The following is a 25,294-nucleotide window of genomic DNA, read 5'->3' on the forward strand; positions in this document are numbered from 1 at the left end:
TTGCTTTAGGCTAGCTTAAAGCAGCGCTTAAAATTTTCAGTGGTTTGCTTGGCAACCTGCTCATAAGTTTCTTGCCTAAGCTCACTTATTGCAGCTGCTACATATTTAACCAAGGCCGGATGATTTTGCTTACCGCGATAAGGGACAGGCGCTAAATAAGGTGAGTCTGTTTCGATTAATAAGCGTTCTAGCGGAATAGATTTAGCTACTTCATGCAGTGAAGTTGCGTTTTTAAATGTTACAATACCTGATAAAGAAATATAAAAATTCATCTCAATGGCGCGCTCTGCAATGCTTAAATCTTCAGCAAAACAATGCATAACACCGCCAATTTGACTGGCATTTTCATCTGCTAAGACTCGCAATGTATCTTCAGCGGCTTGGCGGGTATGAATAATTAATGGCTTTTGACAAGCAATGGCAGCACGAATATGCTCTCTAAAACGCGCTCTCTGGTGCTCTTGAGCATCGGGCTCATGCGTCCTATAGTAATCAAGTCCCGTTTCACCAATAGCAATACAGGCTGGATGCTCGGTTGCTAATTTTATAAGCATGGCAGCGTTAGGTTCTTGATCTATTAAATTATTAGGATGCAGGCCAACTGATATTTTAATCTGTTGGTAATCATCTGCTATTTTACATAGCGTAGGATAGTCAGCTAAATCTACGCAAACACATAAAAGCGAGTTCACCTCATTAAGCGTAGCCGCATTAATGACATTGCTTAATTGATTGTCAAATTCCGTTAAGTCAATCAAATTTAAGTGGCAGTGTGAATCAGTTAGCATACATTACATCGTATCAGTCATTTGTGATGATTTTAGCATAGCGGCTAAATAAGTTTCTATTTTATTTTTTAAAGCTCTAGCATCATCACCTATGAGTTGAAATCCTAAACCGGCAGGCTTATTACCCTGGGAGCCTCTAGGCGTTATCCAAGCTACTTTAGCAGAAATAACATACGGATTTACTTCAGAAAGTAATTTTACTGACAAGTTAACTGTGCTGCCTAAAGGCAGTGTTAAATTTGTCCGTACAAACAAACCACCGCCACTTATAAAGGGCATGTAACCCATATAAAGTGCGGACTCTGTTGGATAACTACAATCTACAATAGGCACATCCATTATTTAAACTCCCTGGTCTCGTAGAAGCTAAGCAGCAAGTCTTCTAAAGCAAGTAGTTGATTTACGTTTATACTATAGCTTAAATTCTTAATGATCTGATTTAATTTATCGAGTAAAAAAAATAAATTAATAGGTTTAAAATACTTAGTTAATTCTTCTAACATAGAGAATAACACTGATTGCGGGTAATTTTTATGAAAATAATTATGAATCATCTGCGCTGTAACTAAGTACATAAACCGGGCCAAATCCATTAATTCATAAATTGACCATTTCTCAGCAATAGCGATAATTGATATTTTTTCTTTTTGAATAGCTAGCAAATCATTTATTAAAGATTCACTTTGCTCAGACAATTTACCCAAAGAGCTTTCAGCGTCACCTAGGCTACTTTCTACTAAATAATTGCCATTGTAATGATTAAAATTAGAAAAAAACCAATACTGACAACGGCTAAAAATTGTTGCGGGAATTGTATTGATGGACTCAGCACCTAAAATAAAATAACTATTTTGCGGCGGCTCTTCTAGTATTTTTAACAGGGAATTTGCCGCTGAATGATTCATTTTTTCAGCATTTTTAATAAAAACAATCTTATTTTCGGCGATTTGCGGTGAGGTATATAAATAATTTTGTAACTCTCTAACCTGTTCAACTTTAATAACCCCGCCTACTTTATCAGGCTCAATAAGGTGTAAATCCGGATGCTCACCTTGTATAGCTAAATTACATGATTTACAGGTTGTGCATGGCGCTGTAACTTGCTTACATAACATGGTAGCTATCATATGATTAACTAATGGCTTTAGATAAGCTAATGATGCGCCACTTAATAAAAGCGCATGGGTTAAACGCTGATTATCATAGGCACGCTTAAACTGCTGCCAAAAACCATGGTATTCTGGTTTAAGATCAGTTAAATCAACCTTATGCATGCTCATTCAAAAAAGCCTCTAAGTGTAAGCAGATAGCCTGCTGTACTTGGTCTAAGGGTAGGCTTGCATCGATAAGTTTCGCTCCAGTAGTATTATTTAATTTATTATGATAAGCATCATAAACCCGATTAAAAAAAGCCAATGACTCTTGCTCAATGCGATCGAGTTTACCGCGATTATCAGCACGTTTAAGACCTAATTCCGGCGAAATATCTAAGAAAATTGTTAAATCGGGTTTTAATCCTGAAAGACAAAAAGCTGACAAGGTATCTAGAATGGTTTGGTTAATACCTCGGCCACCCCCCTGGTAAGCATAAGTTGATAGTTCAAAACGATCTGCTATGACCCAGTCCCCTCTAGCCAAAGCTGGCCGAATTACTTGCTCAAGTAATTGTACACGAGCAGCATATAGCATTAATAATTCACTACGTTCATCCAGAGGTTCATTAGGAATGGTTTCTTTAATTAACGCCCTAAGCTTTTCGGCAATATAAGTGCCACCTGGCTCGCGAGTAATGATGACATTATTAACTTTATCGTGAAGATAGTGCTTAATTGTTTCAATAGCAGTTGTTTTACCAGCGCCTTCAAGGCCTTCAACTACAATAAATCGCCCTGGCGTCATTCGTGCTCCTTGTTCATATAGCGAGCGATCGCTTTTTTCTGCTCTTCATAAGTTTTTGAGAAAATATGGGTACCGTCGCCTTTCGCTACAAAATAAAGGTAATCAGAAAACTTAGGATGAGCTGCAGCATCAATAGCATCACGCCCAACCATGGCAATAGGTGTAGGCGGTAACCCTCTATAGCGATAAGTATTATAAGGAGAATCATAATCTAAATTATGATGCCCTAGTTTGCCTGAGAAAGAAGGGCCCAGGCCATAAATAACCGTTGGATCCATTTGCAATGGCATCCTTTTTTTAAGCCGATTAACCACAATACCACCAACAATTCGTCGCTCAGATGGTAAAGAAGTTTCTTTCTCAAGGATAGAAGCAACAATAAGGAGCTCATAAGGCGTTTTATAGGGCAAACCGGGGCTACGTGTTTCCCAATTTGAATTTAATATAGCTAGCAAACTTTTATTAGCATGCAAAAGCAGTCGTTTGGCATCACTGCCAGCATCATAATGGTAGGTATCAGCAAGAAGCAAACCTTCAGCGCTTGAATAATTACCTATGACTGTTGCCCAGTCATCAGATTGGTAATTTAAATAAGGTGCTTGCAGGAGCTTTTGCTGCACTTGATAAACATTACTACCTTCGATAATTCGAAAAGCTGCTGTTAAAACATCACCCTTAACAATACGATCAATAAAATTTGGTGCTGACTCACCTGGTTGAATTTGATAAACACCAGCTTTTAAATGATTTGCTAACCCTTTATATTTAATATAATTTTGTATTAAAGGCTTAGATTGAATGTAGCCATTATTATATAAGTATTGCACTAATGCGCTCGCAGTCGAGTTAGCTTTAACTTCGACAATCAGCGGCTTACCCTCTGTCATCATTGGTTTCATCAAAAAAAAGTAAAGTCCGCCTAAAAAAACTGCTATTAATAAACCAAGAGTTATTAAAAAATAGCTGATTATTTTTAAGGCTGAGCGTTTCTGCCCAGCTACGTGAGTGTTTAGTGTTGGCTTGTTGTCAGTTTGCATTTATTGCACCATAGATAAAAGCTACTGTTCTAGCAATCCCTATGAATAATTTCCCATTTGAAACAGAATTAAACATAAAATAACCACGCAACCTTAATTGTCGGTTTAAAAGATTAAGATATACTATTTATACTTAATTTAAAATTGGCGCCTTACAAATCCTTTAATATTCTTTTATGTTTTAGACTTCTTACGAACCTGTCAATACCGTACCAAAGCCTAGTAAAAAATCATCTGAAAGAACAAGCGCGTACAGGCAGTACGTAAGTAAGCAATCTGAAGATTTTTTTCGTGAGATTAGTCCGTTGATAGTAGACTTTAAAAGCCTGATGTAGTTTACCTGGTGTACTTAGCTATTTACGTAAATTTAGCTACAGATATAAAATTACTCAGGCAAATCGATACGTTTAAATAACAAACTACCATTTGTTCCACCAAAGCCTAGCGAATTACTTAATGCATAATCAATTTTTCTAGATTGAGGTTCATGTGGTACATAATTTAAATCACAGCCTTCATCTGGTTGATCTAAATTTATAGTAGGCGGAGCTACTTGATCTTGAATAGCCAAGATACTAAATATGGCTTCTACTGCACCAGCAGCACCAAGTAGATGGCCTGTCATTGATTTAGTCGAGCTCATTGCTAATTTATAAGCATGCTCTTTAAAAACCCTTTTTACCGCTTTTGTTTCATTTAAATCATTTAAATAAGTAGATGTTCCATGGGCATTGATATAATCAATTAAGGCTGGATCAATATTGGCATCTTGAATTGCTGCAAGCATGGCTCGTGATGCACCATCAGCATCTTCATCGGGTGCTGTAATATGGAAAGCATCGCCCGACATGCCAAAACCTACTAATTCAGCATACATTTTTGCACCGCGCGCTTTAGCATGCTCATATTCTTCTAAGATTAAAATACCAGCACCCTCACCCATAACAAAACCATCTCTATCCTTATCCCATGGGCGCGAAGCCTTTTCTGGCTCCTCATTACGTTTAGAAAGCGAGCGTACAGCTGAGAAACCAGCTAAACATAAAGGCGTGGTTGTCATCTCAGCACCACCACAAATCATGATATCAGCATCGCCATGAGCAATCATACGCCCTGCTAATCCAATATTATGCGTACCCGTAGTGCAAGCCGTGACAACAGAAATATTAGGGCCTTTTAATTTATACTTAATAGAAATTTGTCCTGCAACCATATTAATAATACCTGCAGGTATAAAGAATGGAGAAACCTTCCGGGGCCCGCCCGCCATCAGTTTTTCTTGATTATTGGTGATCGTTTCTATACCACCAATACCAGCACCTACAGCCACGCCAGCACGTAAGGCCGTTTCATCGTTGATATCAAGCCCAGAGCTAGCTAAGGCTTCATCAGCTGCAGCTAGCCCATATTGGGTAAATAAATCCATTTTTCGAGCATCTTTAAGCGGCACGTATTTTTCAATGTTAAAATTCTTTACCTTAGCCCAAATTTTAGTAGGAAAATCAGTTGTATCAAAACCTTCTACAGGGCCGACACCACTTTTACCTGCCAAAATATTATGCCAAGTTTCTTCTACATTTAGACCAAGTGGGGTTACCATCCCCATGCCAGTAACTACAATACGCCGCTTACTCAATGAATAGCTCCTTAATTTCAAGCTTCTTCTTTATTCATATTAGATTCAATATAATCAATTGCTTCTTGAATAGTCGTAATTTTTTCTGCTTTCTCATCTGGAATTTCAGTTTCAAATTCTTCTTCAAGAGCCATAACAAGTTCTACTGTATCAAGAGAATCAGCACCTAAATCTTCTACAAATGAAGCATCATTCTTCAATTCATCTGCCGTAACACCTAATTGCTCGCCGACAATTTTACGAACTCGCTCTTCAACTGTACTCATAACTTGTATTTCCTTTCTTAAGGTTAAAAAAATATATGGTGGGTAGTTTATTCATTTCTTTAAAGAACGCAAGCTTAATTAATATAAGTTTAACAGAATCTCCCTTAAAAGACCCAAGTTAACTAATCCATATATAAGCCACCGTTCACATGAATAGTCTCACCAGTAATATAGCTTGCATGATCAGAAGCTAGGAATGCAACAATTGCTGCTATGTCTTTGACTTGGCCAAAACGTTTCATAGGAATGCGTTTCATCATTTCTTCTTTTACCAAATCAGGCAGAGCATTTGTCATATCCGTTTCAATAAAACCAGGCGCAACCACATTAACAGTCACACCTCGACTAGCTATTTCTTGCGCTAATGATTTTGAAAAACCTATGACACCTGCTTTAGCAGCCGTATAATTAGCTTGGCCTGAGTTCCCACTTGAACCCACCACAGAGCCAATTGTAATAATACGTCCCCACCTTGCTCTAAACATAGGCTTAATACAAGCCTTGCTCATGCGGAAAATAGCATTTAAATTGGTTTCAATGACTCGGTACCATTCTTCATCATCCATGCGTAACAATAGATTATCTGCTGTAATACCGGCATTATTGATTAAGATTGAAGGTAACTTTTTTTCATCAGAAAGCTCTGCCATAAGGCTTTCAACCTGTTCTGTACTCGTTACATCAAGAACCATTCCCTCGCCCTGAAGATTATTATCCTTAAAACGTTGGCTAATGGCCAGGGCGGCATCTTTGGTGGTTGCAGTGCCTATGACATAAGCGCCATTCTGGGCCAATGTTTGCGCAACAGCGCTACCAATACCTCGGCTTGCACCTGTCACCAAAGCTAGTTTACCTTCTAGGTTAATCATATAAACCCCTTTATTAAATCATATTTAATCTTAACTGATTAAGATTGAACACCCTTTGAGCTTAATTTTCTTGCGTTTGCAATTGCGATACAACGTGATTAAGTGAATTTTTATCATGTGTATTAAATATTGCTAAGCTTTTATCAATGCGCTTTATTAATCCTGCAAGAACTTTTCCAGGACCACATTCGATAAATTGACTTACACCCTTTTTTTGCATCATTTGAATGGTTTCAACCCATCTTACGGGCTTATATAATTGTTCTTTTAATAAAGAACGAATTTGTTCAGGGCTTTCATAACAGCTTAAATCAACATTACTAATTACTTTTATTGCCGGTGTAAAAATTGGCGTTTCATCTAAATAAGATTTAAAAGCCATTGCTGCTTCTTCTAGCAAAGAACAGTGACAAGGAACGCTGACAGGAATAAGTTTAGCTAGCCGCGCGTCTCGATTATTTGCTTCAGTAATGGCCTTTTCAACTGCAATACTGTGACCTGCAATCACTACTTGGCCTATCGTATTATAATTTGCTATTGATACTTGCTCACTAGGAGTACTTACCTTAGAACAAATGTCATGCACCACTTCATCAGTTAAACCAATGATAGCTGCCATCGCACCTTGTCCTAGCGGAATGGTTTCCTGCATCAATTGACCACGTTTTGCTACTAATTTTACGGCATGAGGTAAACTTAATGCGCCAGCACATACCAAAGCAGCATACTCACCCAAACTATGCCCAGCCATCCATTTAGGCTGCGGCAATTCTTGCGCACGTAACAAATTATAGATAGCTACATCAGCTGCTAACATAATGACTTGCGTGTTTTCAGTCTGATTTAACTTATTTTCAGGTCCATGTTGAACAAGATCCCATGTATCATAGCCAACTTGCTGAGAAGCAATAGCAAAGGTTTCTTCAATTATTGGGTAATTTCGAGCCAGCTCTGCTAACATTCCTATTGATTGAGAACCTTGGCCTGGAAATACAAATGCGCACTCTGTCATGTAAAAAAACCTCTAAATTCTCACTGTCCCCACAGTTAATAACTTAATCAAAAATGAGATGACTGTTGCTAACGGCTATTAACTTAAGCGTTAATACCGTATTATCATCGCTCCCCAAGTCATGCCACCGCCAAACGATTCTAGTAATAACAAATCACCCCGTTTAATGCGTTGCTCTTTAATGGCTGCATCTAGCGCAAGTGGAATGGATGCTGCTGAGGTATTGCCTTGGTTTTCGATGGTAACAACAACTTGTGACATAGGTAAGTTTAATTTTTTAGCAATTCCTTGAATAATACGGATATTCGCTTGATGAGGAATTAACCAATTAATATCAGATTGGGCGAGCCCGCTGGCCTCTAAAATTTCGTCAACGATATCTCCCATAATATTGACTGCAATTTTAAACACCTCATTGCCACGCATACCGATTAACGCTTTATTGCCTTGAGAAGTGTAGTTTGGATAAGACAATAGTGAATTTGCATCAAAGGCAGCGTGCAAGACACTAGCCATAATACCAGGCTCCTCTTGCGCACTTAATATTGCTGCTCCTGCACCATCACCAAATAATACACAGGTTGAGCGATCATTCCAATCAACGGCCCTTGACATCGATTCACTGCCAACAACTAACACGTGCTTTGCTGAGCCAGCTTGAATATACTGTTTAGCGACATCCATTGCATAAACAAAACCACTGCATGCAGCCCCAACATCAAGCGCGGGGATACCTGCCGACGTTAAACCTAAAGCATGTTGTACATAACAAGCAACCCCTGGGAAAAAATTATCCGGTGTACAGCTTGCAGCTATAATCAAGTCAATGTCGTTAGGCAAAATAGTTGACGATTCAAACGCTTGTTTTGCGGCTTGAGCTGCCATGTAAGATGTTGTTTCATAATCAGAAGCAATATGACGGCTACTAATGCCTGTACGCGAAAAAATCCAATCATGAGTTGTATTTAATTTAGTTTCTAGCTCATAATTTGTAAGATTTCGCTCTGGTAGATAGCTACCTGTTCCATTAATAACCGCATGCATCATAACAATAAACCTTGATTAATAAACTCATTTATTTGATCACGCACTAAATCAACCACATTATTTTTTACTTGTAACATAGCTTCTTCAATAGCATATTGAAAAGCTAATTCATTAGCACTACCATGACTTTTGACTACCGTGCCATTTAATCCTAATAAACTTGCACCGTTATAACGAGCTGGATCCATGCGAGTTTTTAAGCGTTTTAAGGCTGGCCAAGCAACAATACTCATAAACCGAGTTAAAACATTTTTTAAAAAAGATTCTTTTAAAATAGCCAGCATTAATTTGGCAAGTCCCTCACTTGCTTTTAGAGCGACATTGCCAACGAACCCATCACAAACAACTAAATCGACTTCACCTGAGTAAAAATCATCGCCTTCCACATAGCCGACATAATTTAATAGACTACAATCAGCTAACATGTGCGCTGTTCGCTTGATTTTGTCATTGCCTTTTATTTCTTCTACACCAATATTTAACAGAGCAATTTTTGGTTTAGGCTTTTTATCAAGGGCTTGAATAAGTGCTGAACCCATTACTGCAAATTGAAAAAGATGCTCAGCACAGGAATCAACATTTGCCCCTAAATCAATCACACGGGTTTTATCTTGTAAAGTAGGTAACTCCGCAATAATTGCTGGTCTATCTATTCCTGGCAGTGTTTTTAACACAAAACGAGCAGTAGCCATTAAAGCACCCGTATTGCCAGCGCTAACACAAGCTTGGGCGCGTCCAGATTTAACGAGGTTAATTGCCACTCGCATCGAGGAATCTTTCTTATTACGCATTGCATGCGAAGGCAATTCATCCATACCAACTACTTCAGAGGTATGGATAATAGTAAACTGAGCGCTATTAGAACCGCCGTGCTTTTTAAGATAAGTAGCAACTTGAGTTTGATCACCTACTAACAACAACCTTAAATCAGGATTGTGTTTCGCAGCACGAACGCAAGCAGGAACCAGGACCTTTGGCCCATGATCCCCACCCATCACATCAATTGCAATGGTGATAGTTTTCAATCGATTTACTCTTGTTCGTAGACGTCGTTATCTTTATCTAATACCTTGCGGCCACGATAATAACCATCAGCGGTAATATGATGTCTACGATGAGTTTCACCCGTTGTGCTATCAACACTTAAAGTTGGTCCAGTTAACGCGTCATGTGAACGCCTCATATCACGTCTTGAACGTGTTTTTCGGTTTTGTTGTACGGCCATGCATTACTCCTAGGCAATTTGTATTCGTTGGTGCGAAATATTACCCATTTTTTGTCATTAATCCAAGTATTACTTATAGTTTCTCATTAATATTAGGCGAAAAATGGATAAATTTACTGACTTCTGCATCACATTTCGTAATATCCGAGTGATATTCGGGGCTACAAAGATGTAATTCATCAGTGATTAATTCTACTAAGTTAACTAGCGAGTTTTTAGTCACAATACACTCATACTCATCCATTAACTTCTCCGCTTGAGCATCATTGTCGCAAATCGCTAATGTTGTACTGTTGTTATAATTGTATAAAAATTGAGTCAAACAACGCTGGCATTCAATTGTAATATCGCCACTAACATTTAGCGTTAAGAGAAAATAGTTAGTCATTGCTTTAGCTGCATAAGAACAACTTAGTAAGCATGGGGGGGCAACTCTAGATGGCATTCGCTCGGTTAATTCAAGTTGCACGCTTTCTGGCTCGGCTGTTTTAGCGCACGTTTTAAGATCAATTAGCATATCAAGTCTCAAATATAATATAATAATACTCTTTAAGTTTAACAAATATAGGCTAATTAAGGTTAATAAATTTAATTTAGTCTTTCTCTTTAAATGAATTAATTAATATATGAAGAAAAAAGTAATTGTAGGAATGTCTGGCGGCGTTGATTCATCTGTAGCGGCATGGCTATTAAAAGAAGAAGGTTATCAGGTTGAAGGTTTATTTATGAAAAACTGGGAACAAGATGATAACGATAGCTTTTGCTCTGCTGCCATTGACTTGGCAGACGCACAAGCCGTGGCAAATCAACTGGATATTCCGCTACATACTGTTAATTTTTCTGAAGAATATTGGCATGACGTTTTTGCCCATTTTTTGCAGGAATATGAAGCCGGCCGCACACCCAACCCAGACGTTCTTTGCAATAAAGAAATTAAATTTAAAGCCTTCTTAAACCATGCCTTAGGTTTAGGTGCAGATTATATTGCTACAGGACATTACGCTCGAGGCGAGCAGGGTCGTTTATTTAAAGCTAAGGATAGAGACAAAGATCAAACATATTTCTTGCATGCAGTTGACAAAGAAGCATTAGCAAAAACCTTGTTTCCTATAGGAAATTATTTAAAAAGCGAAATTCGCACCTTGGCTACTAAGTTAGAGTTAGTGACTTCGCATAAGAAAGACTCAACTGGAATTTGCTTTATTGGTGAGAAGCGTTTTAAATCATTCCTTAATGAGTTTATTTTAGCCAAGCCAGGTGAGATCCAAAGTGCAGACGGCAAGTTCTTGGGCAAGCACGATGGACTCATGTTTTATACAATAGGACAGCGCCAAGGTTTAGGCATTGGTGGGCGACAAGATAGTCCTGATGAACCCTGGTATGTTGTAGATAAAGACATTAAAACAAACACATTAATTGTGGCACAAGGAAAAGACCATCCCATGTTGTATGTGCAAGGTTTAATTTGCAGCCCTGTCCATTGGTTAGAGCCTTATGAAGATAAATTGCCATTAACATGCTACGCAAAAACCCGCTATCGCCAACCAGATCAGGCTTGCGTGCTCTCGCCTGCACTTGATAAAGGCCATTGTGTCATGTTTTCAACGCCACAACGCGCCATAACGCCTGGGCAATATATTGTATTTTATGAACGTAATCAATGCCTAGGTGGGGCCATTATTGAACAAATTATCCGTTAGTTAACCCTACTTTGGCGTTTTTAGATTTCATGGGACTTGCGTTGCTTGTCTTTAAGGGCTTTTCCAAACCCATGAAGGGCATTCATGCCTTTTATCGAGCAACCTGGATGTGTGTAAGCATGTTTGAAAAGGCCTTAAAGAACAAGTAAACATGGGCTAAATACTCCAAACTGGGTATTAATTAATAAATTAAATCATTTTAGGACACAAAAATTTAAGATAAATGTTACAATATAAATAATTAAGGGACAGCTTTCTCTATTAATCGCCATCCTCATTTATAACCATTTTAATTAGGAGTAACTAATGAGCTCTGTGAATGTAGCATCTGCTGAAGTAGAGCCTAATACCAAAACAGGTATTTATTTCTCAATTAGCGCAGCTGACAAAGTTGCCTCCCTGCTTGCTGAAGAAGATAACCCTAACTTAAACTTACGCGTTTATATTACCGGTGGTGGCTGCTCAGGGTTTCAATATGGTTTTACCTTTGATGAGTCCATCCAACACGATGATACTATTATTACTCAGCGTTGCTCGGATGGTAAAACGTCAGTTAAGCTATTAGTTGATTCAATGAGTTACCAATTTCTGCATGAAGCTGAAATCGATTATATAAAAGGCATACAGGGCGAACAATTTGTTATTCGCAACCCTAATGCCAAAACAACGTGTGGTTGTGGTTCTTCCTTTAGTATCGACGATGAAGACGAGGATGCTAAAGGCCAAAGTGGCAACACCACAGACACAGAAGATAACCTTAAAGATAGCAAAGGCGGCATCGACGAAGATGGCAAGGTGTAACAGGCCCTATTCAGTTATCTTAATAAGGGTGCACAACCACTTTAGTACCTATTTTAATAAAATTACTATGTAACCATTTAGCATCATGTGGTCTCACTCGGATGCAACCATGACTAGCATTGTAGTTAGGTACATCATAAGAACCATGAATTGCATAATATTTAGAAAAAAACATACAATAAGGCATTGGCGATCCACCACGGCCAAGCGGGTAACGACTTGAACGGCAGCCTGCGCCTTGTTTGCTAATCACCGTATACGTGCCTGAAGGGGTTTTACATGCTCTTTTTATATCGGAGCAGTATTTACTACCACCTGACGCTTTACCACTGCGAACAACTTTGCCATTATGATTAACTGCAGTCCAAGTTAATTTCTTAGGATTAAAGATAAACGTGTTTGCATAAGATAGAGCTGAAAAAGATAAGAAGGTAACGAAAATGAAAGGTACGGCAAGACGTTTAGTTAGCTCAGTATCCATAATGAGTCCCGTCTCTGGTTAGGATATTTTAAATATAGGTCAAATTTTGTATAAAGTGATAAATTTTTATACTTATTTTATTATTTAATGCTAAATTATTTATTAAACTTTTGAATTTTAATTAATAATTTTTTAAATGGCTGTTAAAGTTGCTTTAGGTAATAATCTTCTTTGTTATGAAAAGACAACTGGACCTCTAAAAGGGCGTGGTGTTTTCCAGATTGAATTCGATTGCTTCGCTTGCAAAGACGGATGATGACGAAGAATAGTGACAAACATTGCCTGATGTTAAAACACAAGCATAAACCCCCTATCAATTTGATTGTTCTTTGCAGAAAGTAGATACTGTCTTTAAAATCAAGCTAAACTTTCATTAAAAGGTTTTTGTTTTTAAGACAGCCTCTACTTGTCTTATCTACCCTCGTCCGAAATACCGTGGAGTATCTATGGTATCGAACCCGTCAGTGCCACTTCACTGGATACCGCAGACACGCCGCGGTAATTCGATTGTGATTTATTTCATACTAAGTAAATGTAGCCTGGGTGAAACGCAGTGAAACCCGGGTTTCGGCCCTCTGGGCCTGCGCCTGAGCTACGTTTTAATTTATCCATGCAACAATGCCGCGTAGGCGGAGATCCATACCTGATATTAGCATCATGCCATTACCAGGCTAGATTCCCGTCTACACGGGAATGACAATATTCGGCGTTATTCATATTGTGAGACCTAGCAAGTAGCCTAGGTGAGACGAAGTGAAACCTGGGCTCCGGCCCTTTGGGCCTGCACCCAGGCTACATTTAATGCTTAATCAGAAAAGTCGTCGTTGCGAACCTTTACGCAGTAAGGGTGAAGCAATCTAGTAGAGTGTCCAGCCTAAGCTGGATTGCTTTGCTCGCAAAGACGGCTAATTGTGAAGAATAGTGTTAGGAACATCACCTGATTTTAAAACACGAGTGCAGCAAGGCCCCTATTAATTCGACTCCTCTTCCCAATGATTTGTCCCAGACTTTTTTACTAAAAATTGAACAAATTCTTGATGGCTCGCCAACTCTTGCTCTGTTGCGTAAATAATTGGTGATGTACTTTGTAATGTCGCTTGACTAACGGTAGTCGTTATAATAGTTGAATCAACTTGCTCAAGGTTATCTTCAAATAAGCTGCCTTGCCCACCGGTCATCGCTAAGTAGACTAAGGCTAAAATTTCAGCGTCAAGCAAAGCGCCATGAAGCTCACGATTAGAGTTATCTATTTCATAACGCTTACAAAGTGCGTCTAAGCTATTTCGTTGTCCTGGGTGTTTCTCGCGAGCTAATAAAAGCGTGTCTAATACTTTGCAGTAATTGTGTACTTGGTGCGGCCAATTAAGCAGGGTTAATTCTGCATTTAAAAAACCGATATCAAACGCTGCATTATGAATAATTAATTCCGCATCCTTAATAAACTCTAATAGCTCCTCAACAACTTCACAGAATCGTGGCTTATCTGCTAAAAATTCAGTACTAATACCATGAACTTTAAAAGCCCCCTCATCTACCTCACGCTCGGGATTTAAATAGGCATGGTAGTTATTGCCAGTTAATTTTCTATCAATTAATTCCACACAACCTATCTCAATGATTCGATGACCATTTTGAGGGTCAATACCTGTGGTTTCTGTATCTAAAACGATTTGCCGCATACATACCTTAACAATATATTTAGAAGTTAAAATTTAATGAATTTAAGTATGGCACATATTTGTTAATTTATAAGCTCAACTATACCTTGATTTGCTAAGGCATCCGCTATTTCATTTTCGACATGACCATTATGCCCTCTAACCCAATGCCAATTAATACGATGTCGGCTTGCCAGCTCATCTAATTGCTGCCAAAGATCAGCATTTTTAACTAATTCTTTCTTAGAGTTACGCCAACCATTTTTCTTCCATCCTAATAACCAGGTAGTCATACCCTGTCGAAGGTATTGTGAATCTGTATACAATTCGACGTCACACGCGCGCTTTAAGGCTTGTAGGGCTTTTATCGCAGCAGTTAATTCCATACGATTATTGGTAGTCATCATCTCGCCACCATACAGTCGTTTTTCTTGGCCATTGTATCTTAGTAAAGCCCCCCAACCGCCTGGCCCAGGATTACCTTTACATGCCCCATCAGTAAATATTTCAACGCTCATAATACTTAATATCAACCTTATCAAAGGCTTACATAAACCAACTCTGTTTCATGTTTGTTTATTTTTTGGAATATGTATGCCTGCCCAGTAACGAAGAAAATAATACAATAATTTTCCATAAGGTGGATAAAAAAAAGTAATCGCTGACAATTTGCCTTGTTTTAATACTGGTTTTAATTTTGAAAAAGTATCAAAACCTTCTTGCCCATGATAATTTCCTAATCCACTTTGACCAACGCCACCAAAGGGCAAGTCATCCATCGCAGCATGCATGATTGTATCATTAATTGTTAGCGCACCAGAGAGAGTTTTAAATTGTAATTGCTTAATTTCATCTTCATCTTTACCGAAATAGTAAACCGCTAAGGGATTAGGCCTTGATTTAATTAAATCAAGCGCTTGAGAAAAGCTATCATAAACAATAATTGGCAATATAGGACCAAATATCTCTTCATTCATCAGCTGCATTGAACGATCAACATTAAACACTAGATAAAATGGCATACGCGACCCTTCCTGCTCATTGCCAAATTGCTTAATTCGAGCCCCTTTATTGCGTGCATCTGCTAGTAACTCATTAAGACGCGCTTTGTGAGTGGTAGAAATCACATTAGAGTAATGATTATTTTCAGTTAATTGCGGGTAGCGATTCTCTATAAATCGCGTAAATAGCTGCTCAAGCGTGTCTTCCCAAGGCCGTGCAATCAGTAAGTAATCCGGCGCCAAACAGGTTTGCCCAGCGTTAAAGAGCTTGCCCATAAAAACTCTATCTAAATAATGTGCGTCAGCTGTAGCAGAAATAATAGTAGGTGATTTACCACCTAATTCTAAAGTAACTGGCGTTAAGTTTTCACTCGCAGCTGCCATCACTTTTTTGCCTACTTTGGTAGAACCTGTAAATAATAAATGCCCAAACGGCAAGCTGGTAAAAGCTGCCGCCAATGATGCATCACCATTATAAATACTAACAAATTCATTTAAAATAGAGTCCTGACTAACGAGCTCTTGAATTAGGTTGCCTGTTAGAGGTGTTGATTCTGACATCTTAAGCATGACGTGATTCCCAGCCGCTAGAGCATAGGCAAGAGGAACAAAAGAAAGATAAACAGGGTAATTCCAGGGGGAAATAATACCAACAACGCCTAAGGGTTGGGCTAAGATAAACGCTTTCCCCGTGCCAAAATACCAATCTATTTTTCGCTTTCTTAATCTAGTCCATTTTTTTAAATGCTTAATGCAATAATTAATGGCGCTAATGGTTGGAAAAATTTCTAGTAACAATGTTTCTTCAAACGCGCGCTGCCGGTAATCACTATTAATTGCCTGGGCTAAATCTATTGCTCTAACTTGTAATAATTTTTTTAAAGCACGTAAATTTTTTACCCTGCTTGCAATGGGTAAATAAGAATGATGAGCAAACCGTTGCTGGTGCGCTTGAAATCGCGTGAATAATTCCTCTTTAACGTCCATTAGCGTCCTTTCTAGCATATTGATGGCTAACTAAAATTAGAACAATTCCTCATTTATATAACGAGTAAACTCCCCTTGTAAAATTTTTTCTTTCATGATGGCGATGTCAGGTGCAAAATACCTATCTTGCTCATACGGTAAAGCATACGTTCTAACTACATCATACACATCTCTAAGCATAGGTGAGGTCGTTAAGGGCTTATGAAACTCAAGTCCCTGGCAAGCAGCTAATAATTCAATTGCTAAAATTGTCGCAGTATTATTTACCATATTACTTAAGCGCCTTGCTGCATTAGTAGCCATGGAAACATGATCTTCCTGGTTGGCAGAGGTTGGCAAGCTGTCTACCGAATGAGGGTGAGCTAATGCCTTATTATCACTGGCACAAGCTGCAGCGGTAACGTGAGCTATCATAAAGCCTGAGTTAAGACCGCTTTCATTAACTAAAAAAGCCGGTAAGCCGCTGAAGTGATGATCAATTAGCAAAGCGATTCGCCTTTCAGCATTAGCGCCTATCTCAGCAATAGCTAGTGCTAGATTATCTGCTGCCATCGCAATAATTTCACCATGAAAATTCCCACCTGATAAAATATCCTTTTCAGCAGCAAAGACCAGCGGATTATCAGTGATGGCATTTACTTCAACTGCTAAGGTTTGAGCTACGAATGTTAACTGATGTAAAACAGCACCCATGATTTGTGGCTGACAACGAAGCGAATAAGGATCTTGCACGCGCGTACATAAGCGATGTGATTCGCGTATTTGGCTACCTGATAAAAGCATACGATATAAGCTAGCTACATGTCGCTGAGCTTCATGACCACGAATAAGATGAATGCGATCATCGAAAGGCACATCACTTCCTCTAGCTGCATCAACGGACAGGCTACCTGCTATTAGCGCGGTTTTAAATAATAAATTTGTGTTAAATAAAGCTTGCAAGCATATCGCCGTTGAGGCTTGCAGCCCATTTAACAGGGCCAACCCTTCTTTTGGTCCTAATTCAAATGTACTTAAGCCAAATCTAGCCAGTCCCTCTTGCGCTGGTATAATAGCGTTATCAATACGCACATTCCCTTCGCCTAGTAATGGTAATGCTAAATGTGCTAAAGGTGCTAAATCCCCTGAAGCGCCTACCGAGCCCATAGCGGGAATACAGGGATAGATTTGGTGGTTATAAAGTGCGATAAGTGCATCAATTAACTCTTTTCTTACGCCAGAATAACCTTGCGCTAAGGCATTTATTTTTAATAATAAGGTCAGTGCTGTAACGTCATCATCTAATAATTCACCACTACCACAAGCATGCGATAAGACAATGTTACGTTGTAATTGCTGTAAATTCTCAGTTGAAATGCGTTGATAGGCAAGAGAGCCAAAGCCTGTATTTATCCCATAGACTGTTTTTTCACCGGCAATTATCTCATTTACAGCCTCATTAGCTGCTTCAATTTTTAGCAGGCAAGAGGGTGCCAGCGAAATTTTATCCCGAGTTTGCAACAGTAATTTAATATCATATAAACTTAATTGCCCTGGATTGAGCTCGACGTCGTTTGCCATCCCTGCAACTCCTTTAAAGCATAGGTAACCATAAATTATTCTCTTGCGCACATTGCTTAGCTAAATCATAGCCAGCATCTGCATGACGCATGACACCTGTGGCCGGATCATTATGTAGTACACGTTGCAGACGCTTATGTGCGTCATCAGTCCCATCAGCAACGATAACTACACCTGCATGCTGAGAAAAACCCATGCCCACACCGCCACCATGGTGAATACTTACCCAAGTTGCACCACTTGCACAGTTTAATAAGGCATTTAAAAAAGGCCAATCCGATACAGCATCACTACCATCTAGCATGCCTTCAGTTTCTCGATTCGGGCTTGCCACAGAACCTGAATCAAGATGATCACGCCCGATTACAATAGGCGCTTTGACTTCTTTATTTTTTACCATCTCATTAAATGCTAAACCAAGGCGTGCCCTATCCTCTAAACCGACCCAGCAGATTCTGGCAGGCAAACCCTGAAAAGCGATTTTTTCTCGTGCCATGTCTAGCCACCGATGTAAATGTTTGTCGTGAGGAATTAATTGTTTTACTTTTTCATCAGTAGCATAAATATCATTAGGATCGCCAGAGAGCGCTACCCAACGAAAAGGACCAATTCCTTCACAAAATAATGGGCGTATATAGGCAGGAACAAAGCCGGGAATATCAAACGCATGCTCTACATTTTGCTCAAAAGCCATTTGCCGAATATTATTACCATAATCAAACACAGGAATACCTTGCGCCTGAAAGCCGAGCATAGCTCGCACTTGTAGCGCCATAGATTGCTTAGCAGCTTTAATCACTTCATCAGGTGCTGTCTCACGCTTTAACTGAGCTTGCTCTAACGTCCACCCTTTAGGTAAGTAGCCATTTAATGGATCATGGGCACTGGTTTGATCGGTGATTAGTGAAGGCTTAACACCGCGCCGTAATAATTCTGGGTATATTTCAGCCGCATTCCCTAATAAACCCACCGATAAGGGCTGTTTTTTTTGACAAGAATCATCAATCAATTGCAATGCTTTATCTAAATCAGTGGTATAACAATCAAGATAACGAGTCTGGAGGCGTTTCTTAATGCGATTTAAATCACACTCAACAGCAAGCATGCTTGCCCCTGCCATCGTAGCGGCTAAGGGTTGCGCGCCTCCCATCCCTCCTAAACCAGCTGTTAATACCCAATGACCGGCTAGGTTGCCATTAAAATGCTTTTTAGCTGCTGCGCTAAACGTTTCATAGGTACCTTGCACAATACCTTGCGAACCAATATAAATCCAACTTCCTGCTGTCATCTGGCCATACATCATAAGGCCTTTTTTATCTAATTCATTAAAGTGAGCCCAGGTCGCCCAATGAGGGACTAAATTTGAATTAGCGATTAATACGCGTGGTGCGTCTTTATGGGTAGGAAATACACCGACTGGTTTCCCGGATTGAATTAATAATGTTTGATCGTTGCCTAATTGCTTTAGAACTTCAACAATTTTATCAAATGCTTCCCAATTACGAGCAGCCTTACCCAGACCACCATAGACAATTAAAGACTGAGGAGCTTCAGCAACCTCTGGATCAAGATTATTGCAAAGCATTCGCAATGCAGCCTCTGTTAACCAGCTTTTTGCTTCTAAATTTAAGCCGGTTCTCGCTTTAATCTGCCGTGTTGGCATATTTTCCATAGCCATGTCCTTCCTTAATATCCATAATGGAGAATAGATAATTGCTAATTAAATGGAGCAAGCCACTTAAAACCTGCTACTATAGGTGATTGCTGATTTATTGCAATACTATCCATTTAAATTTTAAAATCTACTTAAATAAGTCGTTCTAATTAGAAGAAATTGCTGCAATAAAACTATACAATTAAACAATTTAACTATAATTATCTAAGGTGAATACTTCAATGACTTTTATTAATCTCAACCTCATCAATAAAAGTTAAAGGAATTGATTTATGGGAGCTCTAAAAAAAAAATACAGTTTTGCTATCATTGGTGGAGGTTGGTGCGGAATTGGTTGCTTGGGCGAGCTTATTAAAGCTGGCCATGATGTTGCCTTATATGAAAAAAATGATGATGTCGGGGGCACTTGGCATCCTAGCAATTATTACTGCGATTTAAAAATACATGCCCCAAGTTATTCGATTGAATATCCAGATTTTCCTCTACCAAGTCATATCGATAGGCTTGAAAAACTCTCTGCAGCACAAGTCTATGATTATATAAAATCTTACTGTAAATTCAAAAAATTCTATGAAGTCATGAATTTTAATTGTCAGGTAGAAAAGGTTAATTATTTAACGCAAGAGAATAAAATTGAGCTCTTTATTAGACATACTCAATCCAATACGCTAACGAGTAAAAAATATGATTATATTATTTATGCAAATGGTTTTTCTGAACGAACTAAGCCTTATTTTAAGGGGCAAGAAGACTTTTTAGGACAAATTATTCATTCACTTGATGCCACAGAAACTACAATAGCCAAGCTTGTCAGTGAAAATAAAAATATCACGGTCTTAGGAGGAAGCAAAGCAGCTACGGATGTTGTGCAATATTTAGCGACACGTAATTATAAAGCAACTTGGCTATATAAAGCGCCTTACTGGTTTTTACGTTTTGACTCTATAGTTGATGCTCTAAAAAAAAGGGCTTCTAGCAAATGGTATACAATAAATCTACATAGAAAATTCTTGGTTTTTGGGTTTATATTAGCCGGAATAAATTTAAATAAACTTAGCCTATTACTATGGAAATTTTTTAGAATAATTGATTCTTATAATACAAAAAAACCCTATAATTTTAAAAAATTTCATCTGGGTATCTTAGACGATAAAGAAATCAAACTTTTAAATAATTATAGTCATCTTTATTCCATACAAGGTGAGATTGAAAAATTACAGCCTAATGGCATCCTGCTTAATGACAAAAGGTTTATAAAAACAGATGTATTAATCTGTTGTACAGGCAGTGGTATTACTATACCAAATATAGAAGTAAGAATTGATAATAATAAGGTAAATTTTAATAAAGTTTTTACGGTATACCATGGCAGAATAATACCGGCCATTCCGAGGCTAATTTTTGCCGATCATTTTATACCAATTGGCTCTATTTATAATGGCATTTTACAAGGAAAATGGATTGTAAACTATGTCAAGAAATCACCAAGCACAAAGTATTTGCTCAAACATTCTACTAAGTATGAGATACCTTTTTTTCATAAAAAACAATTCATCTTTAATTCACAAGATTATGTTCTTAAAAATTTACTTAATGATTTAGATATATTCTTCTTAAATGACTCCCTCTCTGAGAAGGAGTTTTTACGAGGTTTCCTTGATATTTTTTATCAAGGCTCTGCAGGATTTAAAGCAGAAAAATTTAATGAGAAAATTTAAATTTAATCCAATTAAATTAACCTTATTTATTCATTTTTTATAATGATAAAAACTCTTAAAAAAATAAACTTTTTTTATTATATTTGGATAAATTCCCTATTTATTCAATAGCTAATCATCTTAAATTTATTTCATATTTCCAGACTAAAATTGAAGAATTTTTATACAAAATTGCACTTGAGTCTTAAACTCAATCAAAATTTAACAAAAAGAGTATAAAATATACACAACAATATGATAAGATAAAGCTACCTGATTCATGGTGTAAACTTACAGTGCAGAATATTAATAACCAACCCCCAGCTTTAAAGATCTTCTTTGCTACTGAAATGTGGGAAAGATATGGCTTTTATGTGGTTCAATCGTTACTTGCCTTGTACATGGCCTTACACTTTAAATGGCATGATAAGCACGTTTATGCGCTAGTTGGCTCATTTACTGCTATGACCTATTTATCGCCTATTGTTGGCGGCTGGATAGCTGATCAATTGCTTGGTCAAAAACGAACGATTCTTGCGGGCGCTTTCTTTTTATTTGTCAGTTACATCATGTTAGCCTTTATAACCTCCACCTTAGGGTTGATCACAGCTTTAGCAGGAATTGCCGTAGGAACAGGTTTGCTTAAACCTAATATTTCCTCCTTATTAGGTAACGCCTATGAGACTGATTGCCCAAAGAAAGAGCGAGGGTTTACCATTTTTTATATGGGTATCACGTCAGGCATCATTTTAGGCACCACGCTACCTAGTTATTTAAGTACAAACTATGGCTGGTCTGCAGCTTTTCTTAGTGCATCCTTTGGTATGATCATTGCTGCTTTCGTGTTTACTCTTGGTGCTAAATGCTACAAAATTGCTGATTATCAAGCCTATCAATATGCACCTAGCAAAATTATTAAGGCTGCTTTGTTAATAGCAGTCCTTTGGTCTATGTCCTTTTTTATTTTATTTTACCCACATTTCGCTGATTTAGCGTTTGGCTTCGTTGTCTTAATTTCTCTAGGTTATCTAATTTTAACTTATATGCATGAGCCTCCAAAGCAAGCAAATCAAACGATGGTTATAGGCTTACTTTGCATTATTTCAGTTGTGTTTTGGGCATTCTATTTTCAAATGTTTTTATCACTGACACTCTTTATTTCACGGGTTGTTAACCCTACCTTATTGGGTATAAAGTTTCCGCCGCCTTATTATGTGAGTATTCAAAGCGTTGGTATGTTGCTTTTTGGTTATTTCATTGCCAAAAATAAGCAGAAATTAAGCCTTAATCAAAGTGGTATTAAAACTGGAAATAAATTTTTAATGGCCATCTTATTTACTTTGCTAGCCTATGCTTTTATTCTCTTAGTTTGTCATTTCTCTGAAAATACCACTAATTTATTATCACCTCTTTTATTTATACCTACTTATTTACTACTTTCTGTAGCCGAATTACTTCTATCACCTGTAGGGCTTGCAGCGATTACAACCTTAGCTAGTCGTGAAAAAGTGAGCACGATGATGGGCATTTTCTTTGTGTCATTAGGCATCGGTGCTTATTTATCTGGGAAATTAGCTGACTTAACCGCAATTAACCCTGATTTAATGACAATTACTGAATTAAAATCACACTATAGCCAAACTTTTAGTCACATGTTTTTAATATTGCTCGTGGCAACTATGCTATGTGTTTTACTTAATAAGCTAATTAAACACTTGCTTTTAAGAAATGAGCAAACGACTACTACGTTACTTAATTCAGTACCTCAACAATAGTGTCTGTAAATGCTGAGTCAGTTTGATAATCAATGACTATGGCTGAATCTAGACCATTAACCAGCATAGGCATAACTATTTCTTGTGCTATTCGTTTATGTTCGGGATGATCTAAATAAGCATCCCTACTTTCAATGGTTGCAAACTCCATAACAAAGGCGTGGGTAAACCCCTTACTTAATCCCTCAGGACTACAATTTCTGCCACCTGAGAAGCTTTTCATTAAAGGAATAAACTGTTTTAAATGTCCAAACTGATTAATTGCTTCTGCAATTTCCACCTCACTAAAAGTGGATTTAAATTGTAAAAAGACAATATGCTTTATCATGTTATGCCTTATAAATTAAATTAAACGTTGTTCGTTTAACCATCGGTAGCCAGTAAAATTAATGCTATTAAAGCAAAAACCATTCCCAACGCTTGTTTATAGGTAATTGCTTGCTTTAAAAAAACCATAGACAAGATAAGCGTTACAACTGGGTACATGGAAGTCATTAACACGACAGGCATCGCAGGGCCTTTACGCAACGCAATTATAAAGAAAATACAAGCAATGCCACTTGCTAAGCCATTTAATAATCCGTAAATACTGCCTTTCCCAGACAGTTCTGGTTTAAAATTTAATAGCACGAGTGCCAAAATACCTGAAATAAGCACGCCTAAGCTTGAGTAAAAAGTAATCGATAACGGATTAATAAAACCAGCGGCCCTTGATCCCCAATAGCCCCATGCCCCATATAATAAAAGGGCTATTAAGGAAGGATAATACCAAGCGTTAAGTACCATATGAGTTAGCTCATTAAAACAGCAGTTATACTTGGCAGCATACCTTGTGTAGGGTAAGAATAAAACTATCTTCTATCAAATTTATCTCATGCTTACCAATTCATATTTACAACTTATTGACTTTAATCTAGCGACTTTAATACCATACCTCATGTTTTTATAAATTATTTTAGGCGAGTGAATGGACTACCATTATTTCAAAGACATTATTAATGCCATTTATGGTCGTCACATCGGTTATGACAAACGCCCAACGTTTTTCAATATTGATCAAACCTACCCCTCGTTAAACGAAATCACTAAGCATTTTCCAGAGATAAAAAAAGAATTTTATCAAGTATTAGCTAATAACACCCAATTACCGCGATATCATGATATTGATCCAGGCGAAGCTGACATCTCAGGCACGACACAAAAAAATTGGAATGTTTTTATGCTCTATCTACTTGGTTATCAAGTAGAAAAAGCACAAGCTTTATGCCCTACTCTTTGTCGATTAGTAGAGCGAATACCCAATTTAATTCAAGCTTTTTTTTCTATTTTGGAACCCGGAAAATCAATCCCACTTCATAAAGGCCCCTATATGGGCTATTTACGTTATCATTTAGGAATTCATATTCCCAAAAACCAACCACCAGAAATAATTGTTAATGGTCAAACTTATACCTGGCGAGAAGGCGAAGCTGTTTTATTTGATGATTCTTGGCCACACGAAGTTAAAAATGAAAGTGATGATTATCGTGCTGTTTTAATTATTGATGTATTAAGACCTATGCCACTTGTCCCTCATTTACTTAACCAGTTTGTCACCAATGTGATTGGCAGGTATTTCTATGGCCGCAAAGTCATAAAAAGGGCACTGCAATTTAATGAAGAGATAAAGCCCATCGCGCAATAGCTCAATAACAGAAGAAATAAAGAAACTATGAAAAAATTATTAAGCTTACTATTTATTTTATCAGCTAGCATCACCTCAAATGCCTTATCAGCATCTTGCTCAACTCACATCGAATGCCCTGCTAATACTCAATGCGTCTGCTCAACTGGCGCCTCATCCGCTTACTCAAGGTATTTCTATTTTGACGTTAAATTACAAAAAGGCTTTCACTACGAATGCACTTTAAGTACTTCGATATTTAATGCCAATGTTTTAGATAGGATCTCCCTTCCTAAGGGCGCTGAATATCAACAACCTAGCTCCCCTCGTTTTCCTTTAAAATTGAATGTAGACACCACCAACATGGAAAATCAAGATGAAATAATAAGCATTAGATTCTTAGTCCCACCATCTGACATGGCAGATGATTTTCAGGGTATTTGCCATATAAAAGAAGGTGTATTATAAAATATAGAGCTTAGGATCTCACTAATGAGTTACTCTGTTGTAAGATATT

26 protein-coding genes and 1 pseudogene are annotated in these 25,294 nt (G+C 37.9%); 6 read left to right on the forward strand and 21 right to left on the reverse strand.

Annotation, left to right across the window (positions count from 1 at the left end; all coding sequences use genetic code 11):
* Positions 1–5: 5 nt before the first annotated feature.
* The 13 genes from DYE47_RS07430 to DYE47_RS07490 form a co-directional block, all read right to left on the reverse strand.
* Positions 6–788 carry a TatD family hydrolase gene (locus tag DYE47_RS07430; protein ID WP_115302667.1) on the reverse strand — a complete coding sequence of 261 codons (783 nt, stop codon included), beginning with the start codon at positions 786–788 and terminating at the stop codon, positions 6–8.
* Between the two features lie 3 nt (positions 789–791).
* Positions 792–1,127, reverse strand: a complete 336-nt coding sequence (locus DYE47_RS07435) for a PilZ domain-containing protein (RefSeq protein ID WP_115302668.1) — start codon at positions 1,125–1,127, stop codon at positions 792–794.
* Positions 1,127–2,068 carry a hypothetical protein gene (locus tag DYE47_RS07440; protein ID WP_115302669.1) on the reverse strand — a complete coding sequence of 314 codons (942 nt, stop codon included), beginning with the start codon at positions 2,066–2,068 and terminating at the stop codon, positions 1,127–1,129. Before DYE47_RS07440 ends, DYE47_RS07435 begins: the two co-directional genes overlap by 1 nt.
* Positions 2,055–2,687 carry a dTMP kinase gene (gene tmk / locus DYE47_RS07445; RefSeq protein ID WP_115302670.1) on the reverse strand — a complete coding sequence of 211 codons (633 nt, stop codon included), beginning with the start codon at positions 2,685–2,687 and terminating at the stop codon, positions 2,055–2,057. The genes DYE47_RS07440 and tmk overlap by 14 nt, the downstream gene beginning before the upstream one ends.
* The gene (gene mltG / locus DYE47_RS07450; RefSeq protein WP_115302671.1) at positions 2,684–3,724 is read right to left on the reverse strand and encodes an endolytic transglycosylase MltG; all 1,041 of its coding nucleotides are present in this window, start codon (positions 3,722–3,724) and stop codon (positions 2,684–2,686) included. The genes tmk and mltG overlap by 4 nt, the downstream gene beginning before the upstream one ends.
* Positions 3,725–4,109: 385 nt before the next feature.
* The gene (gene fabF, locus DYE47_RS07455) at positions 4,110–5,360 is read right to left on the reverse strand and encodes a beta-ketoacyl-ACP synthase II (RefSeq protein WP_115302672.1); all 1,251 of its coding nucleotides are present in this window, start codon (positions 5,358–5,360) and stop codon (positions 4,110–4,112) included.
* Positions 5,361–5,377: 17 nt separating this feature from the next.
* Entirely contained in the window at positions 5,378–5,626 is a 249-nt protein-coding gene (gene acpP / locus DYE47_RS07460; RefSeq protein WP_115302673.1) for an acyl carrier protein, read from the reverse strand.
* 122 nt (positions 5,627–5,748) lie between these two features.
* The gene (gene fabG, locus DYE47_RS07465) at positions 5,749–6,495 is read right to left on the reverse strand and encodes a 3-oxoacyl-ACP reductase FabG (protein ID WP_115302674.1); all 747 of its coding nucleotides are present in this window, start codon (positions 6,493–6,495) and stop codon (positions 5,749–5,751) included.
* Positions 6,496–6,556: 61 nt separating this feature from the next.
* A complete protein-coding gene (gene fabD, locus DYE47_RS07470; RefSeq protein ID WP_115302675.1) occupies positions 6,557–7,507 on the reverse strand; it encodes an ACP S-malonyltransferase in 951 nt (316 codons plus the stop codon).
* 90 nt (positions 7,508–7,597) lie between these two features.
* Entirely contained in the window at positions 7,598–8,554 is a 957-nt protein-coding gene (locus DYE47_RS07475) for a beta-ketoacyl-ACP synthase III (protein WP_115302676.1), read from the reverse strand.
* The gene (gene plsX / locus DYE47_RS07480) at positions 8,551–9,579 is read right to left on the reverse strand and encodes a phosphate acyltransferase PlsX (protein ID WP_115302677.1); all 1,029 of its coding nucleotides are present in this window, start codon (positions 9,577–9,579) and stop codon (positions 8,551–8,553) included. The genes DYE47_RS07475 and plsX overlap by 4 nt, the downstream gene beginning before the upstream one ends.
* Positions 9,580–9,584: 5 nt before the next feature.
* Complete coding sequence (gene rpmF, locus DYE47_RS07485) at positions 9,585–9,779, reverse strand: 50S ribosomal protein L32 (protein ID WP_115302678.1); 195 nt, start codon at positions 9,777–9,779, stop codon at positions 9,585–9,587.
* A 73-nt stretch (positions 9,780–9,852) separates the two neighbouring features.
* Positions 9,853–10,296 (reverse strand): YceD family protein, encoded by a 444-nt coding sequence (locus DYE47_RS07490; protein WP_115302679.1) that lies wholly within the window; start codon positions 10,294–10,296, stop codon positions 9,853–9,855.
* Positions 10,297–10,405: 109 nt separating this feature from the next.
* Between DYE47_RS07490 and mnmA the strand changes: the two genes are divergently transcribed.
* Entirely contained in the window at positions 10,406–11,479 is a 1,074-nt protein-coding gene (gene mnmA, locus DYE47_RS07495; protein WP_115302680.1) for a tRNA 2-thiouridine(34) synthase MnmA, read from the forward strand.
* A 306-nt stretch (positions 11,480–11,785) separates the two neighbouring features.
* A pseudogene (gene erpA, locus DYE47_RS07500) lies at positions 11,786–12,190 on the forward strand (iron-sulfur cluster insertion protein ErpA); the annotation flags it as partial.
* 109 nt (positions 12,191–12,299) lie between these two features.
* Here erpA and DYE47_RS07505 read toward each other — a convergent pair.
* The 6 genes from DYE47_RS07505 to hutU form a co-directional block, all read right to left on the reverse strand.
* Positions 12,300–12,761, reverse strand: coding sequence for a L,D-transpeptidase (locus DYE47_RS07505; RefSeq protein ID WP_115302682.1), 462 nt, complete (start codon positions 12,759–12,761; stop codon positions 12,300–12,302).
* A 971-nt stretch (positions 12,762–13,732) separates the two neighbouring features.
* On the reverse strand, positions 13,733–14,440 hold the full coding sequence (gene dnaQ / locus DYE47_RS07510) for a DNA polymerase III subunit epsilon (protein WP_115302683.1): 708 nt from the start codon (positions 14,438–14,440) through the stop codon (positions 13,733–13,735).
* Between the two features lie 62 nt (positions 14,441–14,502).
* Entirely contained in the window at positions 14,503–14,937 is a 435-nt protein-coding gene (gene rnhA, locus DYE47_RS07515; protein WP_115302684.1) for a ribonuclease HI, read from the reverse strand.
* Positions 14,938–14,985: 48 nt separating this feature from the next.
* Positions 14,986–16,407: a coniferyl aldehyde dehydrogenase gene (locus DYE47_RS07520; RefSeq protein ID WP_115302685.1), complete on the reverse strand. Its 1,422-nt coding sequence runs from the start codon at positions 16,405–16,407 to the stop codon at positions 14,986–14,988.
* A gap of 36 nt (positions 16,408–16,443) precedes the next feature.
* Positions 16,444–17,967 (reverse strand): histidine ammonia-lyase, encoded by a 1,524-nt coding sequence (hutH, locus tag DYE47_RS07525; protein WP_115302686.1) that lies wholly within the window; start codon positions 17,965–17,967, stop codon positions 16,444–16,446.
* Between the two features lie 13 nt (positions 17,968–17,980).
* Positions 17,981–19,639 carry a urocanate hydratase gene (gene hutU, locus DYE47_RS07530; protein ID WP_115304038.1) on the reverse strand — a complete coding sequence of 553 codons (1,659 nt, stop codon included), beginning with the start codon at positions 19,637–19,639 and terminating at the stop codon, positions 17,981–17,983.
* 275 nt (positions 19,640–19,914) lie between these two features.
* Between hutU and DYE47_RS07535 the strand changes: the two genes are divergently transcribed.
* A complete protein-coding gene (locus DYE47_RS07535) occupies positions 19,915–21,360 on the forward strand; it encodes an FAD-dependent oxidoreductase (RefSeq protein ID WP_115302687.1) in 1,446 nt (481 codons plus the stop codon).
* 275 nt (positions 21,361–21,635) lie between these two features.
* Complete coding sequence (locus DYE47_RS07540) at positions 21,636–23,114, forward strand: peptide MFS transporter (RefSeq protein WP_479724364.1); 1,479 nt, start codon at positions 21,636–21,638, stop codon at positions 23,112–23,114.
* Here the strand turns inward: DYE47_RS07540 and DYE47_RS07545 are convergent.
* Together DYE47_RS07545 and DYE47_RS07550 are read right to left on the reverse strand one after the other, a co-directional pair.
* Positions 23,092–23,442, reverse strand: coding sequence for a Dabb family protein (locus DYE47_RS07545; RefSeq protein WP_115302688.1), 351 nt, complete (start codon positions 23,440–23,442; stop codon positions 23,092–23,094). The two genes, DYE47_RS07540 and DYE47_RS07545, sit on opposite strands and share 23 nt — an antisense overlap.
* A 35-nt stretch (positions 23,443–23,477) precedes the next feature.
* Positions 23,478–23,900, reverse strand: a complete 423-nt coding sequence (locus tag DYE47_RS07550) for an EamA family transporter (RefSeq protein WP_115302689.1) — start codon at positions 23,898–23,900, stop codon at positions 23,478–23,480.
* A 181-nt stretch (positions 23,901–24,081) separates the two neighbouring features.
* Between DYE47_RS07550 and DYE47_RS07555 the strand changes: the two genes are divergently transcribed.
* Together DYE47_RS07555 and DYE47_RS07560 are read left to right on the forward strand one after the other, a co-directional pair.
* Entirely contained in the window at positions 24,082–24,798 is a 717-nt protein-coding gene (locus DYE47_RS07555; protein WP_115302690.1) for an aspartyl/asparaginyl beta-hydroxylase domain-containing protein, read from the forward strand.
* Positions 24,799–24,825: 27 nt separating this feature from the next.
* A complete protein-coding gene (locus tag DYE47_RS07560; protein WP_115302691.1) occupies positions 24,826–25,245 on the forward strand; it encodes a hypothetical protein in 420 nt (139 codons plus the stop codon).
* Positions 25,246–25,294: the final 49 nt, after the last annotated feature.

Origin of the sequence: Legionella beliardensis, from assembly GCF_900452395.1 — a bacterium.
In the GTDB taxonomy this organism is placed as follows: domain Bacteria; phylum Pseudomonadota; class Gammaproteobacteria; order Legionellales; family Legionellaceae; genus Legionella_C; species Legionella_C beliardensis.

Excerpts from the sequence above, each read along its gene's own strand:
- hutH (WP_115302686.1), bottom strand. The coding sequence starts at position 17,967 with ATGGCAAACGACGTCGAGCTCAATCCAGGGCAATTAAGTTTATATGAT.
- DYE47_RS07490 (WP_115302679.1), bottom strand. The coding sequence starts at position 10,296 with ATGCTAATTGATCTTAAAACGTGCGCTAAAACAGCCGAGCCAGAAAGC.
- fabD (WP_115302675.1), bottom strand. The coding sequence starts at position 7,507 with ATGACAGAGTGCGCATTTGTATTTCCAGGCCAAGGTTCTCAATCAATA.
- DYE47_RS07550 (WP_115302689.1), bottom strand. The coding sequence starts at position 23,900 with ATGGTACTTAACGCTTGGTATTATCCTTCCTTAATAGCCCTTTTATTA.
- fabG (WP_115302674.1), bottom strand. The coding sequence starts at position 6,495 with ATGATTAACCTAGAAGGTAAACTAGCTTTGGTGACAGGTGCAAGCCGA.
- mltG (WP_115302671.1), bottom strand. The coding sequence starts at position 3,724 with ATGCAAACTGACAACAAGCCAACACTAAACACTCACGTAGCTGGGCAG.
- DYE47_RS07545 (WP_115302688.1), bottom strand. The coding sequence starts at position 23,442 with ATGATAAAGCATATTGTCTTTTTACAATTTAAATCCACTTTTAGTGAG.
- DYE47_RS07560 (WP_115302691.1), top strand. The coding sequence starts at position 24,826 with ATGAAAAAATTATTAAGCTTACTATTTATTTTATCAGCTAGCATCACC.
- tmk (WP_115302670.1), bottom strand. The coding sequence starts at position 2,687 with ATGACGCCAGGGCGATTTATTGTAGTTGAAGGCCTTGAAGGCGCTGGT.
- DYE47_RS07520 (WP_115302685.1), bottom strand. The coding sequence starts at position 16,407 with ATGGACGTTAAAGAGGAATTATTCACGCGATTTCAAGCGCACCAGCAA.
- DYE47_RS07475 (WP_115302676.1), bottom strand. The coding sequence starts at position 8,554 with ATGATGCATGCGGTTATTAATGGAACAGGTAGCTATCTACCAGAGCGA.
- DYE47_RS07430 (WP_115302667.1), bottom strand. The coding sequence starts at position 788 with ATGCTAACTGATTCACACTGCCACTTAAATTTGATTGACTTAACGGAA.
- DYE47_RS07435 (WP_115302668.1), bottom strand. The coding sequence starts at position 1,127 with ATGGATGTGCCTATTGTAGATTGTAGTTATCCAACAGAGTCCGCACTT.
- DYE47_RS07535 (WP_115302687.1), top strand. The coding sequence starts at position 19,915 with ATGGGAGCTCTAAAAAAAAAATACAGTTTTGCTATCATTGGTGGAGGT.
- DYE47_RS07505 (WP_115302682.1), bottom strand. The coding sequence starts at position 12,761 with ATGGATACTGAGCTAACTAAACGTCTTGCCGTACCTTTCATTTTCGTT.
- rpmF (WP_115302678.1), bottom strand. The coding sequence starts at position 9,779 with ATGGCCGTACAACAAAACCGAAAAACACGTTCAAGACGTGATATGAGG.
- hutU (WP_115304038.1), bottom strand. The coding sequence starts at position 19,639 with ATGGAAAATATGCCAACACGGCAGATTAAAGCGAGAACCGGCTTAAAT.
- dnaQ (WP_115302683.1), bottom strand. The coding sequence starts at position 14,440 with ATGCGGCAAATCGTTTTAGATACAGAAACCACAGGTATTGACCCTCAA.
- mnmA (WP_115302680.1), top strand. The coding sequence starts at position 10,406 with ATGAAGAAAAAAGTAATTGTAGGAATGTCTGGCGGCGTTGATTCATCT.
- DYE47_RS07555 (WP_115302690.1), top strand. The coding sequence starts at position 24,082 with ATGGACTACCATTATTTCAAAGACATTATTAATGCCATTTATGGTCGT.
- rnhA (WP_115302684.1), bottom strand. The coding sequence starts at position 14,937 with ATGAGCGTTGAAATATTTACTGATGGGGCATGTAAAGGTAATCCTGGG.
- acpP (WP_115302673.1), bottom strand. The coding sequence starts at position 5,626 with ATGAGTACAGTTGAAGAGCGAGTTCGTAAAATTGTCGGCGAGCAATTA.
- DYE47_RS07440 (WP_115302669.1), bottom strand. The coding sequence starts at position 2,068 with ATGAGCATGCATAAGGTTGATTTAACTGATCTTAAACCAGAATACCAT.